Source organism: Luteimicrobium sp. DT211, assembly GCF_049844995.1.
Lineage (GTDB): Bacteria > Actinomycetota > Actinomycetes > Actinomycetales > Cellulomonadaceae > Luteimicrobium.
On sequence record NZ_JBNCMC010000003.1, the window covers coordinates 61146 to 77835 of the forward strand.

12 protein-coding genes are annotated in these 16690 nt (G+C 68.5%); 8 read left to right on the forward strand and 4 right to left on the reverse strand.

Features of this window, described 5'->3' with window-relative positions; all coding sequences use genetic code 11:
• Positions 1 to 36: 36 nt before the first annotated feature.
• The 4 genes from ACLQ14_RS08140 to ACLQ14_RS08155 form a co-directional block, all read right to left on the reverse strand.
• The gene (locus ACLQ14_RS08140; RefSeq protein ID WP_425811769.1) at positions 37 to 1077 is read right to left on the reverse strand and encodes an alpha/beta hydrolase fold domain-containing protein; all 1041 of its coding nucleotides are present in this window, start codon (positions 1075 to 1077) and stop codon (positions 37 to 39) included.
• Entirely contained in the window at positions 1074 to 2009 is a 936-nt protein-coding gene (locus ACLQ14_RS08145) for a carbohydrate ABC transporter permease (RefSeq protein ID WP_425812855.1), read from the reverse strand. Before ACLQ14_RS08145 ends, ACLQ14_RS08140 begins: the two co-directional genes overlap by 4 nt.
• Positions 2009 to 3052, reverse strand: a complete 1044-nt coding sequence (locus ACLQ14_RS08150; RefSeq protein WP_425811771.1) for an ABC transporter permease — start codon at positions 3050 to 3052, stop codon at positions 2009 to 2011. The genes ACLQ14_RS08145 and ACLQ14_RS08150 overlap by 1 nt, the downstream gene beginning before the upstream one ends.
• Positions 3053 to 3118: 66 nt before the next feature.
• Positions 3119 to 4792, reverse strand: coding sequence for an extracellular solute-binding protein (locus tag ACLQ14_RS08155; RefSeq protein ID WP_425811773.1), 1674 nt, complete (start codon positions 4790 to 4792; stop codon positions 3119 to 3121).
• A gap of 231 nt (positions 4793 to 5023) precedes the next feature.
• Between ACLQ14_RS08155 and ACLQ14_RS08160 the strand changes: the two genes are divergently transcribed.
• The 8 genes from ACLQ14_RS08160 to ACLQ14_RS08195 all read left to right on the forward strand — a co-directional run bounded on the left by ACLQ14_RS08160 (position 5024) and on the right by ACLQ14_RS08195 (position 16614).
• Complete coding sequence (locus ACLQ14_RS08160) at positions 5024 to 6034, forward strand: LacI family DNA-binding transcriptional regulator (protein WP_425811775.1); 1011 nt, start codon at positions 5024 to 5026, stop codon at positions 6032 to 6034.
• Positions 6035 to 6137: 103 nt separating this feature from the next.
• On the forward strand, positions 6138 to 7661 hold the full coding sequence (locus ACLQ14_RS08165; protein WP_425811777.1) for an alpha-N-arabinofuranosidase: 1524 nt from the start codon (positions 6138 to 6140) through the stop codon (positions 7659 to 7661).
• A gap of 46 nt (positions 7662 to 7707) precedes the next feature.
• Positions 7708 to 9279, forward strand: a complete 1572-nt coding sequence (locus ACLQ14_RS08170; protein ID WP_425812857.1) for a type I restriction-modification system subunit M — start codon at positions 7708 to 7710, stop codon at positions 9277 to 9279.
• Complete coding sequence (locus ACLQ14_RS08175) at positions 9276 to 10289, forward strand: virulence RhuM family protein (protein WP_425811779.1); 1014 nt, start codon at positions 9276 to 9278, stop codon at positions 10287 to 10289. The genes ACLQ14_RS08170 and ACLQ14_RS08175 overlap by 4 nt, the downstream gene beginning before the upstream one ends.
• 7 nt (positions 10290 to 10296) lie before the next feature.
• On the forward strand, positions 10297 to 11337 hold the full coding sequence (locus ACLQ14_RS08180; protein WP_425811781.1) for a PDDEXK nuclease domain-containing protein: 1041 nt from the start codon (positions 10297 to 10299) through the stop codon (positions 11335 to 11337).
• Positions 11334 to 12506 (forward strand): restriction endonuclease subunit S, encoded by a 1173-nt coding sequence (locus tag ACLQ14_RS08185; protein ID WP_425811783.1) that lies wholly within the window; start codon positions 11334 to 11336, stop codon positions 12504 to 12506. Before ACLQ14_RS08180 ends, ACLQ14_RS08185 begins: the two co-directional genes overlap by 4 nt.
• On the forward strand, positions 12503 to 13501 hold the full coding sequence (locus ACLQ14_RS08190) for a Fic family protein (RefSeq protein WP_425811785.1): 999 nt from the start codon (positions 12503 to 12505) through the stop codon (positions 13499 to 13501). The genes ACLQ14_RS08185 and ACLQ14_RS08190 overlap by 4 nt, the downstream gene beginning before the upstream one ends.
• Positions 13498 to 16614: a type I restriction endonuclease subunit R gene (locus tag ACLQ14_RS08195; RefSeq protein ID WP_425811787.1), complete on the forward strand. Its 3117-nt coding sequence runs from the start codon at positions 13498 to 13500 to the stop codon at positions 16612 to 16614. The genes ACLQ14_RS08190 and ACLQ14_RS08195 overlap by 4 nt, the downstream gene beginning before the upstream one ends.
• Positions 16615 to 16690 lie beyond the last annotated feature (76 nt).

Consider the following 16690-nt stretch of genomic DNA (forward strand, 5'->3'; position numbering starts at 1 on the left):
CCGCGCGCAGGCGGCGGCCGACCTGCTCTCACATCGTCAGAGCAGGTCGGAGGGCGCGAGGCGGCCGGCGAGCGCGTCCATGGTCGCGGCCGCCGCGCCGAGCCCGACGCAGTCGAGATGGCCGTGCGGCACACCCCGGCGCACGTGGCTCTCGACGTCCACGCCCGCGGACCTCAGCTGCCGGGCGAACCGCTCGCCGCTCGCGCGCAGGACGTCGAACTCGGCGTTCTCGACGTAGGTGGGCGGGAGCCCGGACAGGTCCGGCGCGATCCCCGCGTACGCGTACGGCGTCGGGACGGCGTCGCCGAGGTAGGTGCCGTTGATCGCGTCGCGTGCCCCGGTCGCGAACAGGAGCGCCGGCGGCACGGACGCGAGGGCCTCCGTCAGCTCGGGCTCCGGGTCGGGCAGCGTCGGGTGGAGGACCGCGTAGACCAGCAGCAGCTGCCACGGCGCGCGGCCCTCGTCGGCGAGGCGCAGGGCCGCGCCCGCGGCGAGGCAGCCGCCGGCGCTGGCGCCGCCGATCGCGAGCCGGTCGCGATCGACGCCGAGCGCGTCCGCGCGGTCGCGGACCGCCGTGTACGCGGCGAGGCAGTCGTCGTGCGGGACCGGGAAGCGCACGGGCGCGCCGCGCGAGTCGACCCGCTCGTCGCCCCCGCCGCCGAGCTCGGGCGGTACGGGGCACAGCCGGTAGTCCACGGAGACGACGACGGCGCCCGCGCGTCCCGCGACGCCTCGCGCCGTCGCGTCCGCCTCGGGCATGTCGAGGTCGCCGAACGAGAACGCGCCGCCGTGGATCCAGACGAGCCCGGGCCGTCCCTCGGGTGGCGGCGCGGCGCCCGGGACGTACACGCGGACCGGGACCGGGCCGTGCGGGCCGTCGAAGGTGGTGTCGAACGTGTCGACGTCCCAGTCCTCCGGCGGACCGAACGGCGCCTTCCAGAGCGCCTGGTCCTCCGCGGGGACGTCGGCGTACGACGGGTGGTGCGCCACCAGGTGCCGGCGGTCCTCGAGCTCAGCCAGGAACGTCCGTCGTGCGCCGAGCGCCCGTCCGCTCGGCGTCGTCGTGGGCGTCGTCATCCCTTGACCGAGCCGAGCATGACGCCGGACACGAAGTGCCGCTGGACGAACGGGTACACGCACAGGATGGGCAGGATCGCGAGGATCATCGACACGGCCTGGATGTTCGCGGAGATGGTCGCCTTGCTGCTCCCGATGGCGGCCGCGCTCGACGCCGCCGTCGTGGAGGCGCCCGCGATGAGGTTCCGCAGGAACAGGGACAGCGGGAACAGCTCGTTCTTGTCGAGGTACAGGAACGCCGAGAACCAGTCGTTCCAGTAGGCCACCGAGTAGAACAGGATCATCGTCGCGAGCACCGCCTTCGACAGCGGCAGCACGATGCGGACGAAGATGCCGAACCAGCCCAGCCCGTCGATCTGCGCCGCCTCCTCGAGCTCGCGCGGCAGGTTCTCGAAGAACGACTTCATGACCAGCAGGTTGAAGACGGACAGGGCCGGCGGCAGCACGACGGACCACAGGGTGTTCTTCATCCCGAGCGAGGAGATGAGCACGTAGTTCGGGATGATGCCGCCGCTGAAGAACATGGTGAACACGGCGATCCCGATGAGGGCGTTGCGCCCGCGCAGGTGCTGCTTGGAGATCACGTAGGCGTACATCGTGGTGAGCGCCATCGCGATGACCGTCCCGACGACCGTGTACAGCACGGTGTTGCCGTAGCTGCGCCAGAAGTCGCCGTTGTGCAGGACCGCCCGGTACGTCTCGAGGTTGAAGCCCACCGGCCACGCGCTGACCTGGCCCGCCTTGATCGCTCCGGCGCTGGAGAAGGACTGCGCGAGGAGCGTGACGAACGGGTACAGCATGATCGCGCACAGGAGCACGAGCGCGACGACGTTGAACCAGGTGAACGTCCGGTAGCCGGCCGAGTCCCGGGGCCCGACGGGGGCGCCGGGCGCGCGGCGGGCGGGCGCCGCCTTCGGCGTCGTGCTCGAGATCACCACAGGCTTGCTCCCACCGCTCGCCGCGAGACGAAGTTCGCGGACAGGATCATGACGAGGCCGATGACCGCCTGGAACAGGCCGATCGCCGCCGCGTAGCTCAGGTTGTTGGACACCAGGCCGACCCGGTACAGGTACGTCGAGATGACGTCGGCCGTCGAGTAGGTCAGCGGCGTGTAGAGGAGGAGGACCTTCTCGAACCCCACGTTGAGGAACATCCCGATGTTGAGGATGAGCAGGGTGATCATGGTGGGCCGGATCCCGGGCAGCGTGACGTGCCAGGTCTGCCGCCAGCGGCTCGCGCCGTCGATGCGGGCCGCCTCGTAGAGCGAGGTGTCGACGGTCGTGAGCGCGGCGAGGTAGAGGATCGTGCCCCAGCCGACCGTCTGCCACATCTCCGAGCCGACGTAGATGGGGCGGAACCACTCGGGTCGCTCGAGGAACGGGATCGCATCACCGCCGAGCGCCCGGACGATCTGGTTGACCGTGCCCTGCACGGAGAAGATCTGGATGAGCATGCCCGCGACGATCACGACCGACAGGAAGTGCGGCAGGTACGAGATCGACTGCACGGTCCGCTTGAAGACCTTCAGGCGGACCTCGTTGAGCAGCAGCGCCAGGACGATCGGGAGCGGGAAGCAGAAGACGAGGGTCAGCCCGCCGAGGATGACCGTGTTCCAGAACACGTGCCAGAACGTCGGGTCGTGGATGAACATCTTCACGTAGCGGAGCCCGACCCACTGCTCGCCGAAGATGCTGCCACCCGGGCGGAACTGCCGGAACGCGATGACGTTGCCGGCCATCGGCAGGTACCGGAAGACCAGCAGGAACGCGAGCGGCAGGACCGCCATGAGGTACAGCGCGCGGTCGCGCCGCAGCGCCTCCCGCCACGGCACCTTCGCCGACGCCGCATGGTGTCGACGGCGCGACCGGTGCCCGCCGCGCTCGGGGCGCCCCGGGGGTGGCGCCGCCGTCGGGGCGGCCTGTGCGCCGTCGTCGGCGACGAGGACGCCCTCGCCGCCGTGGTCAGTGAAGTCCATGGTCACACCTCCAACCAGGCCGGTGGGGCGCCCTCGCGGCGCCCCACCGGCTCCTGGCGCGATCCGTCAGCCGTGGTCCTTGGCGAAGCGCTCGTAGGCGCCGTTGATCAGGTCGAGGTACCCGTCGACGTTCTGCGCCTTGAGCTCCTTGACGTAGTCGTCCCACTGGCTCAGGGGACGCTGGCCGAGGATGAACTTCAGGGTGTTGGTGTCGACCGTGTCCTTGAGCGGCGTCGCCAGGAGCGAGGCCTGCTCGAGCTCGCCCGCGTCGAGCGGCGCCGGCGGGAACGGGTCGCGAGGCGTGCGGGTGGTGAGCACCGAGTCGATGTAGTCCACGTACGCCGGGGTGTTGTACGACTCCTTGAGCGCGCGCGACTCGGTCGAGTCGGCCAGGACGTTGTTCGAGTAGCCGAGGTCGGTCAGGAGGTCCGTCTTGGCGTCCGTGTTGAGGTTGAAGGTCTTGAGCGAGTACTCGGGCTTCAGCGTGTACTTGTCGCCGGCCTTCGTGTATGTCTGGCCCTCGACGCCCCAGCGGAGCATGTCGCGCGACTCGGGGCTGTAGTAGAGCCAGTCGAGGAACTGCAGCAGCGACTTCAGGTGCGGGTCGTCCTTGGCCTTCGCGGTGAGCATGAAGCCGTTCCAGAAGTTACGCGGCTCCACGACCTTGCCGGCCGGTCCGGCGGGCGGCGCGATCTCGACGACCTGGTACTTGCCCTTGGCCGACGTCGCGTCGAGCGCGGTCGAGAAGTCGTTGACCGTCCCGTTCGACCCCGAGGCCGCGAACACCTTGCCGGCCGCGAACTTCTCGGTCACCGTGCCGGCGCCGTCGTTGGACTGCGTGAAGGACTCGGTGTCGAGCAGACCGTCGGCCGCGAGGCCGTGGAAGTACTCGACCATCTCCTTGTAGCCCTCGCTGGCGCCCGCGTAGACGAACTTGTCGGTGCTCTTGTCGAACTGCGTGCCGTTGCCGAAGCCCCAGCCGGCGACCGTGCCGAAGGCGTGCGCCGCGTAGTTGAGCATCGACTGGCCCTCGAAGCCGTCGGCGAGGGGCTTGCTGTCGGGGTACTTCGCCTTGATCTTCACCAGCGCGTCGCGCAGCTCGTCCCAGGTCTGGGGGGCGGGCGCGCCCACCTCGTCGAAGATGTCCTTGCGGATGACGAGGGTGAACGTCGGGACGGAGACCTCCTGGAGGCCCGGGAGCATGTAGTACTTGCCGTCCGCCTGGCGCAGGTTGTCGAGCATCTTGCCCAGGTCCCACTGCTTCACGTACTTCTGGAAGTTGGGCATGTACTTCACGTAGTCGCTCATCGGCAGCACCGCCTGGGTGGCGGCGTACTGCTGCTCGTCGCCCGTGTAGGTGAGCGGGATGACCTCGGGCGCGTCGCCGGAGCTGACCAGCAGGCTGGTCTTCTCCTTCGCGTCGCTGAACGGGATGTGCGTGAGGTCCAGCGACACGTTGGTGCGCTTCTTGATCTCGTCGAAGACCTGCCACGACTTCGTGACCGGTACGTCCGGCCAGTCGGTCCAGAGCATGGAGAACTTCAGCGGCTCGGTCGCCTTGAACGTGGTGTCCGCCGCGAAGCTCGTCATGGCGGCGGAGTCGTCCTTGGCCCCGCCGTCGTCGTCGCCCCCGCCTCCGCCTCCGCACGCGGCGAGGCTCAGCAGGGCGGCGGCCGCGGCGAAGGCGGTCAGGGCTCGCGCAGCGCGCCGCGGGGGGCGTGCTGTCAGGTCACGCTTCATGTCTCTCCCTTGAGAACCGTCCCGGGCGCTGTTGACCGAGACCGAGCCGTGGGGGGTCCGGGCCGTGCCGAGCTCCCGGACCCGCCGTGAGTGTGACGATAAACTACGACCGGCGGCGGGCGTCGTCAACCCCGCGTTTATCGATATAGTGACCGCCACCCCACGAGCCGACGACGGCGCGGTCGGGAACGCTCGCGCCGGTCCTCGACTGGCACAATGCCCCCAGGAGGGATGCCGATGGTGACCATGGCGGATGTCGCGCGCGAGGCCGGCGTCTCGGTCATGACGGTGTCCAACGTCCTCACCGAGCGCAAGCGCGTGAACGACCCCACCAAGGCCCGCGTGCTCGCCGCGATGGACTCGCTCGGATACGAGGTCAACCTCACCGCACGCCACCTGCGCGCCGGGCGGACCGACACCGTCGCGCTCATCGTCCCGAGCTTCCACGACTACTTCGGCGAGGTCGCCGACGAGATCGCCCCGCTCGTGGAGGCCGAGGGGCGTCATCTGGTCCTCGAGCGGACGAGCGCCAACCCGGCGAGCGAGATGGAGTCCGTCAGCGTGGCGCGCCTGCAGATGTACGACGGCGTCCTGCTCTCCGTCGCCGGGCTCGACCGGGAGCAGCTCGACCGGGTGCGGACCGCCAAGCCGATCGTCCTGCTCGGGGAGCGCGACGTCCCCGACCGCGTCGACCACGTGCGGCTCGCCAACGAGGAGGGTGCCCGGCTCGCGACGGCGCACATGATCGAAGGCGGTGCCCGGCGCGTCCTCGCGCTCGGCTGCACGCCGGGCGGCGAGCACACGATGACGTCGGACCGTCGGGCCGGGTGGGAGCTCGCCCACCGGCGGGCGGGGTTGCCCTACGACGAGCGTTACGTCGTCCCCGTCGAGCCGTACTCCTCGCACGTCGCCCAGGACAGGGTGCGGGACGTCATCGCGTCCGGGCTGCCGTTCGACGCGATCTTCGCCGCCACGGACGTCATCGCCCTGGGCGCGGTCGCGGCCCTGGCCGAGCACGGGCTCCGCGTGCCCGAGGTGGTCCAGCTCGCCGGGTTCGACAACCTCGACGTCTCGAACTTCGTGCCGCCGGGGATCACCTCGGTCGACCCGAACCACCAGGGCGTCGCGGGTCACGCCGTCAGGCTGCTGCACCGCCGGATGGCCGACCGCGACGCCCCCGCCGAGCACATCGTCGCGCCCGTGAGCCTCGTCGTGCGCGGCTCGACGCGCGGCGGGCACTAGCCGCTCGCGCGTTTCCCCGTGCCCGACGCCGTCGTCGGGCGGCCGACGACCGACTCGCCCTGGGCCCCAGACCGACCAACCACCCACGTCCGAGAGGGACAGCATGAGCACCACGACCGCCGTCATCGACCTCGACCTGCCGGGCCCGGTGATCTCCCGCCACGTCTACGGCCACTTCGCCGAGCACCTGGGCCGGTGCATCTACGGCGGCTTCTGGGTGGGGGAGGGCTCGCCGGTGGCGAACGTCCGCGGCCTGCGGTCCGACGTCGTCGAGGCGCTCCGGGCGATCCGCGTCCCGAACCTGCGCTGGCCGGGCGGCTGCTTCGCGGACGACTACCACTGGCGCGACGGCATCGGCCCCCGCGACCAGCGGCCCCGCATGGTCAACTCGCACTGGGGCGACGTCGTCGAGGACAACAGCTTCGGCACGCACGAGTTCATGGAGCTGTGCGAGCTCCTCGACGCCGACCCCTACGTGTCGGGGAACGTGGGCTCGGGGACCGTCCAGGAGATGTCCGAGTGGGTCGAGTACCTCACCCGCGGCGACGACTCGCCGATGGCGGCGCTACGTCGCGCCAACGGGCGCGACGAGCCGTGGCGCGTGCCGTTCTGGGGCATCGGGAACGAGGCGTGGGGGTGCGGCGGGAACCTGCGGGCCGAGCAGTTCGCGTCCCTCGCCCGCCAGTACGCGACCTATGCGCGCAACCAGGGCGGCAACGCGCTGTACCGCGTCGCAGCCGGTGCCAACGCGGACGACTACACGTGGACCGAGGCGCTGATGCGGTCGTTCGACTCCCTCGCGGACGACGCCGGCGCCCCCGCCGGGCCGTTCCAGGCGCTGTCCGTGCACTACTACACGATGAGCGGGTCGTGGGGGGACAAGGGTTCCGCCACCCGGTTCGACACGGACGAGTGGTACACGACGATGGCGAAGGCCGCGTTCGTGGACGAGCTCCTCACGCGTCACTCGACCGTGATGGACCGGTACGACCCGCACCGCAAGGTCGGGCTCGTCGTCGACGAGTGGGGCACCTGGTGGAACGTGGAGCCCGGCACCAACCCCGGCTTCCTGTACCAGCAGAACACGCTGCGCGACGCGCTCGTGGCGTCGGTGCACTTCGACGCGTTCCACCGGCACGCGGACCGCGTCGTGATGGCGAACATCGCCCAGACCGTCAACGTGCTGCAGGCGATGATCCTCACGGATCCCGAGAGCGGCGCGCTCGTGCTCACCCCGACCTACCACGTGTTCGCGATGAACGTGGGCCATCACGACGCGAACGCGCTGGCCGTGCACCTGCGCGACGTGCCGACCGTCGAGGCGGCCGGGCGTGAGCTGCCCCTCGTGTCCGCGTCGGCGTCGGTCAAGGACGATGCCGCACTCGTCTCCCTGTCGAACCTCGACGTCGCCCGGGACCGGACCGTCGTGCTCGACCTGCGTGGGCGCGACGTCGTCGGGCACGAGGCGCGCGTGCTGGTGGCCGCGGACCCGGCCGCGCACAACACGCCGGAGGCGCCCGACGCCGTCGCCCCGGCCGCGCACGACGGCGTGCGGCCGCATCCGCGCGGGCTCGAGGTCGACCTGCCCGCGCACGCGTACGTCACCGTGAGCCTCGCGCTGGGGTGACCCTGTCGCGCTGGGGTCGGTGGGCACCGCTACCGTGTGGTCCGTGATGGCACCCACCACCAAAGAGGCGCAGCGCGCGGAGCTGCACAAGACGATCTGGCGCATTGCGAACGACTTGCGGGGCAGTGTCGACGGGTGGGACTTCAAGACGTACGTGCTCGGGATGCTGTTCTACCGGTTCATCTCCGAGAACATCGCCGCGCACTTCGACGCGGGGGAGCACGCCGCAGGCGACGCCGACTTCGACTACACGCGCCTCCCGGACCGCGAGGCGGAGATCGCGCGTGCGGACGCGGTCGCCGAGAAGGGCTTCTTCATCGCCCCGTCGGACCTGTTCGTCAACGTCCGGGAGCGCGCGCACCGTAACGCCGACAACCTCAACGAGACGCTGGAGCGCGTCTTCAAGAACATCGAGGGCTCGGCGGTCGGGACGGCCAGCGAGGGAGACCTCAAGGGCCTGTTCGACGACCTCGACGTGAACAGCGCCAAGCTCGGGAACACGGTGGCGCGCCGCAACGAGAAGCTCGTGAAGCTGCTGGACGCGATCGGCGACCTGCCGCTCGGCAACTTCCAGGACCACTCGATCGACCTGTTCGGCGACGCCTACGAGTACCTCATGCAGATGTACGCGTCCCAGGCCGGGAAGTCGGGCGGGGAGTACTACACCCCGCAGGAGGTGTCGGAGGTCCTGGCCCGGGTCACCGTCGTCGGCAAGACGCGTGTGGACAGGGTGTACGACCCTGCGGTCGGCTCGGGGTCGCTGCTGCTGAAGTTCGCGAAGGTGCTCGGCAAGGAGAACGTGGGCGGGTTCTACGGTCAGGAGATCAACCTGACCACGTACAACCTGGCGCGCATCAACATGTTCCTGCACGACGTCGGGTACGAGAAGTTCGACCTGGCGCACGGCGACACCCTCACGGACCCGCAGCACTGGGACTTCGAGCCGTTCGAGGCGATCGTGTCCAACCCGCCGTACTCGATCCGGTGGGCGGGGGACGCGGACCCGCTGCTCATCAACGACGAGCGGTTCGCACCGGCGGGCGTGCTGGCCCCGAAGTCGAAGGCCGACCTGGCGTTCACCATGCACATGCTGTCGTGGCTCGCGGTGGACGGGACGGCTGCGATCGTCGAGTTCCCGGGCGTCCTGTACCGCGGGGGAGCGGAGCGCAAGATCCGCCAGTACCTCATCGACAACAACTACGTCGACGCCGTTATCCAGCTCCCGCCGGACCTCTTCTTCGGGACGACGATCGCGACGTGCGTCATCGTGCTCAAGAAGTCGAAGGCGGACAACGCGGTGCTGTTCGTCGACGCGTCGGCCAAGTTCACGCGCGTCGGCAACAAGAACAAGCTCCTGCCCGAGCACCAGGACGCGATCCTCGCCGCGTACACGGGCCGCGAGGACGTGCCGCACGTCGCGCGGCTCGTCCCGAACGAGGACCTTGCCGCGAACGACTACAACATCGCGGTGTCGTCGTACGTGGAGGCCGAGGACACGCGCGAGGAAGTCGACATCACCGCGCTCAACGCGGAGATCGCCCGCATCGTCGCGCGGCAGGCGGAGCTGCGGGCGTCGATCGACGCGATCGTCGCGGACCTGGAGGGTGGTGCGGCGTGACGACCGAGGCGTCCGGGGAGATCGTCCTCTACCGACGTGACGACGGCGCGCCGGCCCTGGAGGTCCGGCTCGACGACGACACGGTGTGGTTGAGCCAACGGCAGATCGCGGACCTGTTCCAGACCTCGCGCGCGAACATCACGATGCACCTCCGCAACGTCTACGACGAGGGCGAGCTCGACCCTCGGGCAACCTGTAAGGATTTCTTACAGGTTCGACAGGAGGGGACTCGCGAGGTCCGTCGCGCCGTCGCGCACTACAACCTTGACGCGATCATCTCGGTCGGCTATCGCGTGACGAGCAAGGTCGCGACCCAGTTTCGGATCTGGGCGACCGAACGGCTGCGCGAGTACCTGGTCAAGGGCTTCACGATGGACGACCAGAAGCTCAAGAACCTCGGCGGCGGCACGTACTGGCGTGAGCTGCTGGAGCGCATCCGCGACATCCGCAGCAGCGAGAAGGTGCTGTACCGGCAGGTGCTCGACCTGTACGCGACGAGCGTGGACTACGACCCGAAGGCCGAGGAGACCGCCGAGTTCTTCAGGATCGTCCAGAACAAGCTGCACTACGCGGCTCACGGACACACGGCGGCCGAGGTGATTGCCGCCAGGGCCGATGCCACGAAGCCGAACATGGGGCTGACCTCGTTCGCCGGCGCCCGACCGCGCAAGGCTGACGTCGGGGTGGCGAAGAACTACCTCGACGAGGCCGAGCTGAAGAAGCTCAACACCCTGGTGTCCGCGTACTTCGACGCGGCCGAGTTCCGAGCGCAGAGCCACGAGCCCACCTACATGAAGGACTGGCTCGCCCACCTCGACAGGCTCATCGTCGCGATGGACGCACCGACGCTTGCCGGCGCCGGCAGCGTCAGCCACCGTGCGGCGGTCGCGCAGGCCGAAGGCGAGTACACGAAGTTCCGTGCGCGGGTCGACGCCGACCCGACCGGCGTGGAGGACGCGTACCTGGAGTCCCTCAAGCGTGCACAGCGAGAGATCGAGGGCAAGAAGTGAGCGAGCGATGAGCGACCGTCCGTCGGCGCTGGCGCCGATGCCCGAGGGGTACGGCGAGTGGCTGGCTGAGCTCAAGACGCGGGTCTACGCCGCGCAGCAGCGGGCGGTGCTGGCGGTCAACACCGAGATGATCGGTCTCTACCGACAGATCGGTCGGGAGCTCGACGACCGGATCGACGGGCACGCGTGGGGCGCGAAGGTCGTCGATCGCGTCGCGCACGACCTCCGTGAGTCGTTCCCCGAGGCCAAGGGATTCTCGGTGCGGAACCTGCACTACATGCGCGCGTTCGCTGCGGCGTGGCCGGAGCCAGACTTTCTGCAACAGCCCGTTGCACGATTGCCCTGGGGCCACAACCTCGTGCTGCTGACGAAGCTCAAAGACCGCGACCAGCGCCTCGCCTACGCGACGGCGGCGCTCGAGCACGGGTGGTCTCGTGCGGTCCTCGAGATGCAGATCGAGGCGCGGAGCGTTGAGCGGGCCAGGCGGGCGATCACGAACTTCGACCGGACGCTCCCAGCGCCGCAGTCCGACCTCGCGCGTGAGGCGCTGAAGGACCCGTACAAGCTCGACTTCCTCGGGCTCGGCAGGGACGCCGAGGAGCGCGCGATCGAACGGGCGCTCGTCGACCACGTCGCCGAGTTTCTCGTCGAGCTGGGTGCCGGCTTCGCGTACGTCGGGCGGCAGATCCACCTCGAGGTGGGCGGCGACGACTTCTTCCTCGACCTGCTCTTCTACCACCTCAAGCTCCGCTGCTACGTAGTCGTCGAGCTCAAGGCGACGGCGTTCAAGCCCGAGCACCTCGGCCAGCTCGGCTTCTACCTCGCGGCCGTCGACGGCGAGCTGAAGCACCCCGACGACGCGCCCACCGTCGGGCTGCTGCTGTGCAAGACGAAGAACGAGGTCGTCGCGGAGTACGCGCTCCGCAGCACCACCAGCCCGCTCGGGGTTGCCGAGTACGACCTGCTCAAGGACCTGCCCGAACCGCTCGCCACGAACCTTCCGACGATCGAACAGATCGAGGCCGAACTGCGAGGAGACGCGGGATGAGCCGCATCGACGACCTGATCGCGGACCTCTGCCCGGATGGGGTCGAGTATCGGCGCGTCGGCGATGCCTTCAGCGTTGTGCCGACGCCTCCGGGCATTCCCAGGAGCAAGTACTCCGACGGCTCCACGATTCCGATCGTGGACCAAGGGGCCGGGCTTGTCGCTGGGCGCACCGACGACGCAACGTGCGCCGTCGCTCCGGGAGAGTACGTAGTGTTTGGTGACCACACGCGTGCCGTGAAGTGGGTCGATTTCACGTTTGCCGTGGGCGCGGACGGTACGAAAGTGCTTGCCGCCCGCGAGCGACTGCTTCCCAGGTTCGGCTATTTCGCTCTGGCGAGCTTGGTCATACCTAGCCGCGGCTACAACCGTCACTGGACCGTCGTGCGTGAGATGAAGATCCCGGTCCCGCCTGAGCCGTTGCAGCGCGAAATTGTGCGGGTATTGGACCAGTTTGTTGAGCTGGAGGCGGAACTCGAAGCGGAGTTGGAGGCGCGTCGCCAGCAGTATGCCCACTATCGTGACGCCCTCTTGACGTTCGCGGAGAGAGGGGCAGTTCGGCGGATTCGCATGAGTGAGCTGGGGACGCTCTTTGGTGGATTGACCGGGAAATCCAAGGCTGACTTCGCGGACGAGGGCGCTCGTTATGTCTCCTACACCAACGTCTTCAATAATATCGCCACGCGCCTCGATCTCGACGACTTTGTGCGAGTGGGCTCGGGGGAGAAGCAGCGCGGGCTCGCACGCGGGGACGTTCTCTTTACCGGGTCGTCTGAGACGGTGGCCGAGGTTGGGATGTCATCGGTGGTGGTCGACGATCCGAGTGAGCAGGTCTACCTGAACAGCTTCTGCATCGGGTTTCGGCCGTTCGACCCCTCGGCACTCCGGCCGGAATTTGCCAAGCACTTATTCCGATCCAGGCCCGTGCGGGACCAGATCGTCAAGACCGCAAGCGGCGTGACGCGATTCAACGTGTCGAAAGCGCGTCTGGCGCAGGTCTCGGTCCCGATCCCTGCTCCTTCGGATCAAATGCGCCTCGCCGGCACCCTCGACACGTTCGACGCACTCGTGAACGACCTCAGTGTGGGCCTGCCTGCCGAGTTGGCGGCGCGTCGGGCGCAGTATGCGTACTACCGCGACCGGCTGCTGACGTTCCAGGAGGCGGTGTGATCCCTGACTTCTACACGCCGCGCGACACCTGGCCGGAGCAGATCGAGCGGATCGTCGAGCTGCTGGGTCGTGTGACCGCCGTCGAGCAGCTGTCCGGGCGTGCGCTCGAGCTGCGCCGGACCAACCGGATCGGGTCGGTGCACTCGTCCACCGCGATCGAGGGGAACGTGCTGACGCTCGCCGAGGTGGACGCCGTCGCGCACGGCGAACCCGTGTTCGGGCCGCCCCGCGACGTGCAGGAGGTCCAGAACGCCCTGGCTGCGTACGACGCGCTCGAGGGTCTCGACCCGTACGCCGTCGACGACTTCCTCGGGGCTCACGCACTCCTCACCGCGGGTCTCATCGCCGAGTCCGGGGCGTTCCGCACGGTCGACGTCGAGATCGTGGGTGTCGACGGCGCCGTGCTGCACACAGGGTCCCGCCACGCGAGGGTGCCGCGGCTCGTCGGCGAGCTCCTCGAGTGGGGCGGCGCGTCGACCGACCACCCGCTCGTCGTGTCGAGCGCGATGCACTTCCTCATCGAGCACATCCACCCGTTCCGCGACGGGAACGGCCGCATCGGGCGCCTCTGGCAGACGCTCGTCCTCAGCCGCTGGCGCCCGATCTTCGCCTGGATGCCCACCGAGACGCTCGTCCGCGCGCACCAGGCGCGCTACTACGAGGCGCTCCAGGCGTCGCGCGAACCCGAGATCGACGCCGCGCCGTTCATCGACTTCATGCTCGGCGTCATCACCGAGTCACTCCAGGACTACGAGGCACGTGCGCTCACGAGCGCCGGCAGTGTCGGAACAAGTGGCGGAACAAATGTCGGAACAAGCGAAGCCATCCTTGCTGCGCTCGAAGCCGAGCCGGCCCTCACCGCGGTGGCGCTCGGGGACAGACTCGGAAGGTCGGCCAGGACAGTTGAGCGGCACCTCGCTGATCTCAGAGCCCAAGGACGTCTCCGACGTGAAGGCTCGACCAAGGCCGGGCGCTGGGTGGTGATCGACCGATGAGCACCTCTGAGGGAGGCGCCCGCACGTACGACCCGATCGCGGTGTCCACCGAGAGCACGGTCGTCGCCGAGTACACGCCGGACCCGACGGGGGACACCGCGTACCAGTCCGAGTCCGCGCTCGAACGCGAGATGATCCGGCTCCTGCAGTCGCAGGCGTACGAGCACCTGCCGATCGCATCGGAGGGCGCGCTCGTCGCCAACCTCCGCGCCCAGCTCGAGGCGCTCAACGGCATCACGTTCACCGACGGCGAGTGGGACAGGTTCTTCACCACCTCGATCGCCGGTGCGAACGACGGCATCGTCGAGAAGACCGTCCGCATCCAGGAGGACCACGTCCAGATCCTCAAGCGCGACGACGGCTCCACGAAGAACATCGCGCTGCTCGACAAGGAGAACATCCACAACAACCGCCTGCAGGTCGTCAACCAGTACGAGGTCGACCGCGGCGACGACGGCGAGCAGGGCGGCGCGCGCTACGCCAACCGCTACGACGTCACCGTGCTCGTCAACGGGCTCCCGCTCGTGCACGTCGAGCTCAAACGGCGCGGGGTCGACATCCGCGAGGCGTTCAACCAGATCGACCGCTACCAGCGCGACAGCTTCTGGGCCGGCTCCGGCCTGTTCGAGTACGTGCAGCTCTTCGTCATCAGCAACGGCACCCTCACCAAGTACTACTCGAACAGCACCCGCCTCGCCCGCGTCACCGAGAGCAGCAAGGAAGCCCGACGCAAGCAGACGTCCAACAGCTTCGAGTTCACGTCCTGGTGGGCCGACGCGCAGAACACCCCCATCCAGGACCTCACCGCGTTCGTCCGGACGTTCTTCTCCAAGCACACGCTGCTCAACATCCTCACCCGCTACTGCGTGCTCACCGCCGACAAGCTGCTGCTCGTCATGCGGCCGTACCAGATCGTCGCCACCGAACGGATCCTGCAGAAGATCGCGATCTCCACCAACGCCAAGCAGCTCGGCACCGTCGCCGCCGGCGGCTACGTGTGGCACACCACCGGCTCCGGCAAGACGCTCACCTCGTTCAAGGCGGCCCAGCTCGCCTCGAAGCTGCCGAGCGTCGACAAGGTGCTGTTCGTCGTCGACCGCAAGGACCTCGACTACCAGACCATGCGCGAGTACGACCGGTTCGAGAAGGGCGCCGCGAACTCGAACGCGTCCACCGCCGTGCTCAAGCGCCAGCTCGAGGACCGGAACGCGCGGATCATCATCACGACGATCCAGAAGCTCTCCACCTTCATCAAGGCGAACAAGGGCCACGCGATCACCGGCGGCCACGTCGTCATCATCTTCGACGAGTGCCACCGGTCCCAGTTCGGCGACATGCACACCGACATCACGCGCGCGTTCAAGCGCTACAACCTCTTCGGGTTCACCGGCACCCCGATCTTCGCCGCCAACGCCGGCAGCGGCGGCAACCCGCAGCTCAAGACCACCGAACAGGCCTTCGGCACCAAGCTGCACACCTACACGATCGTCGACGCGATCACCGACAAGAACGTCCTCCCGTTCCGCATCGACTACATCAACACCGTCGGCGTCGGGACCGTCGTCGACAAGACCGTCAGCTCCATCGACACCGAGAAGGCCCTGCTCGACGAGCGCCGCATCCGCGACATCGTCCGCTACACGCTCGAGCACTTCGACCAGAAGACCAAGCGGAGCTCGACGTTCGAGCACCGCGTCGTCACCAACGTCGCCGAGTCCACCCGCACCCGCCGCCAGGCGGAGGCCGTGCGGGCCAACCGTCGCGTGCGGGGGTTCAACGCCATCTTCGCGACCGCCTCCATCCCCGCCGCCCGCGCCTACTACAACCACTTCCAGCTCGCGCAGCGGACCCTGCTGCCCGGCCAGCGCCTCAAGATCGGGCTCATCTACTCCTACGGCGCCAACGACGCCACCGGCGACGACGGCCTGCTCGACGACGACGCCTTCGACACGGGCGCCCTCACTCTCGACGACCGCAGCTTCCTCGAAGACGCCATCCAGGACTACAACGAGCTCTTCGGCACCAGCTACGACACCACCGCCGACCGGTTCCAGAACTACTACAAGGACCTGTCGCAACGGCTCAAGAACCGCGACCTCGACCTCGTGATCGTCGTCAACATGTTCCTCACCGGCTTCGACGCCACGACGCTCAACACCCTGTTCGTCGACAAGAACCTGCGCGCGCACGGGCTCATCCAGGCGTTCTCCCGCACCAACCGGATCCTCAACTCCGTCAAGACGTACGGGAACGTCGTCGCGTTCCGGAACCTCGAGGACGAGACCAACGCCGCGCTCGAGCTCTTCGGCAACAAGGAGGCCCGCGGCGTCGTCGTCCTCAAGCCCTACGGCGACTACTACGCCGAGTACGCCACGAAGGTCGACGAGCTCCTGCGGAACTACCCGCTCGGCGAGCCGATCGTCGGCGAGGACGCCCAGAAGGACTTCATCGCCGTCCTCGGGACGATCCTGCGGCTCGAGAACATCCTGTCCTCGTTCGACGACTTCGCCGGCCACGAGCTGCTCACCGAACGCCAGAGCCAGGACTACCGCAGCGTCTACCTCGACCTGTACGCCGAGTTCCGCACGACCCGCGACGCCGACAAGGAGCGCATCAACGACGACGTCGTCTTCGAGATCGAGCTCGTCAAGCAGGTCGAGATCAACGTTGACTACATCCTCATGCTCGTCGCCCGGTACCGGGAACGGTTCGGGGACGGCCAGGACACCGAGGTCCGCGCCGAGATCAGCCGCGCCGTCGACGCGAGCCCCACCCTGCGCAACAAGCGCGACCTCATCGAGGCGTTCGTCGACACCGTGTCGCTCGACGGTGCCGTCGACGCCGAGTGGGAGGCGTTCGTCCGGGCCAGGCGCGACGCCGAGCTGCAGGCCGTGATCGACGACGAGAACCTGCGCCCCGAACAGACCCGCGCCTACGTCGAGGACGCGTTCCGCGTCGGCGAGCTGCGCACCGGCGGCACCGCCGTCACCACCGTCCTGCCCCCGGTGTCCCGGTTCGCGCGCGACGGCGGGCACACCGAGAAGAAGCAGCACGTCATCGACAGGCTGCGCGCGTTCTTCGACCGCTTCTACGGCCTCGGCGCGGGCTCCTGAGATGGTCGCCATGCTGACTTGCCCGGCTGTCGCGACGTTCGCGCAACCCGCGGTAGCGGCCCGCCGGCTGCCGGGA

What these genes read in the sequence shown, in the direction of transcription:
- ACLQ14_RS08140 (WP_425811769.1), bottom strand. Translation starts at nt 1,077, where the DNA reads ATGACGACGCCCACGACGACGCCGAGCGGACGGGCGCTCGGCGCACGA.
- ACLQ14_RS08150 (WP_425811771.1), bottom strand. Translation starts at nt 3,052, where the DNA reads ATGGACTTCACTGACCACGGCGGCGAGGGCGTCCTCGTCGCCGACGAC.
- ACLQ14_RS08155 (WP_425811773.1), bottom strand. Translation starts at nt 4,792, where the DNA reads ATGAAGCGTGACCTGACAGCACGCCCCCCGCGGCGCGCTGCGCGAGCC.
- ACLQ14_RS08160 (WP_425811775.1), top strand. Translation starts at nt 5,024, where the DNA reads ATGCCGATGGTGACCATGGCGGATGTCGCGCGCGAGGCCGGCGTCTCG.
- ACLQ14_RS08165 (WP_425811777.1), top strand. Translation starts at nt 6,138, where the DNA reads ATGAGCACCACGACCGCCGTCATCGACCTCGACCTGCCGGGCCCGGTG.
- ACLQ14_RS08170 (WP_425812857.1), top strand. Translation starts at nt 7,708, where the DNA reads ATGGCACCCACCACCAAAGAGGCGCAGCGCGCGGAGCTGCACAAGACG.
- ACLQ14_RS08180 (WP_425811781.1), top strand. Translation starts at nt 10,297, where the DNA reads ATGAGCGACCGTCCGTCGGCGCTGGCGCCGATGCCCGAGGGGTACGGC.
- ACLQ14_RS08185 (WP_425811783.1), top strand. Translation starts at nt 11,334, where the DNA reads ATGAGCCGCATCGACGACCTGATCGCGGACCTCTGCCCGGATGGGGTC.
- ACLQ14_RS08195 (WP_425811787.1), top strand. Translation starts at nt 13,498, where the DNA reads ATGAGCACCTCTGAGGGAGGCGCCCGCACGTACGACCCGATCGCGGTG.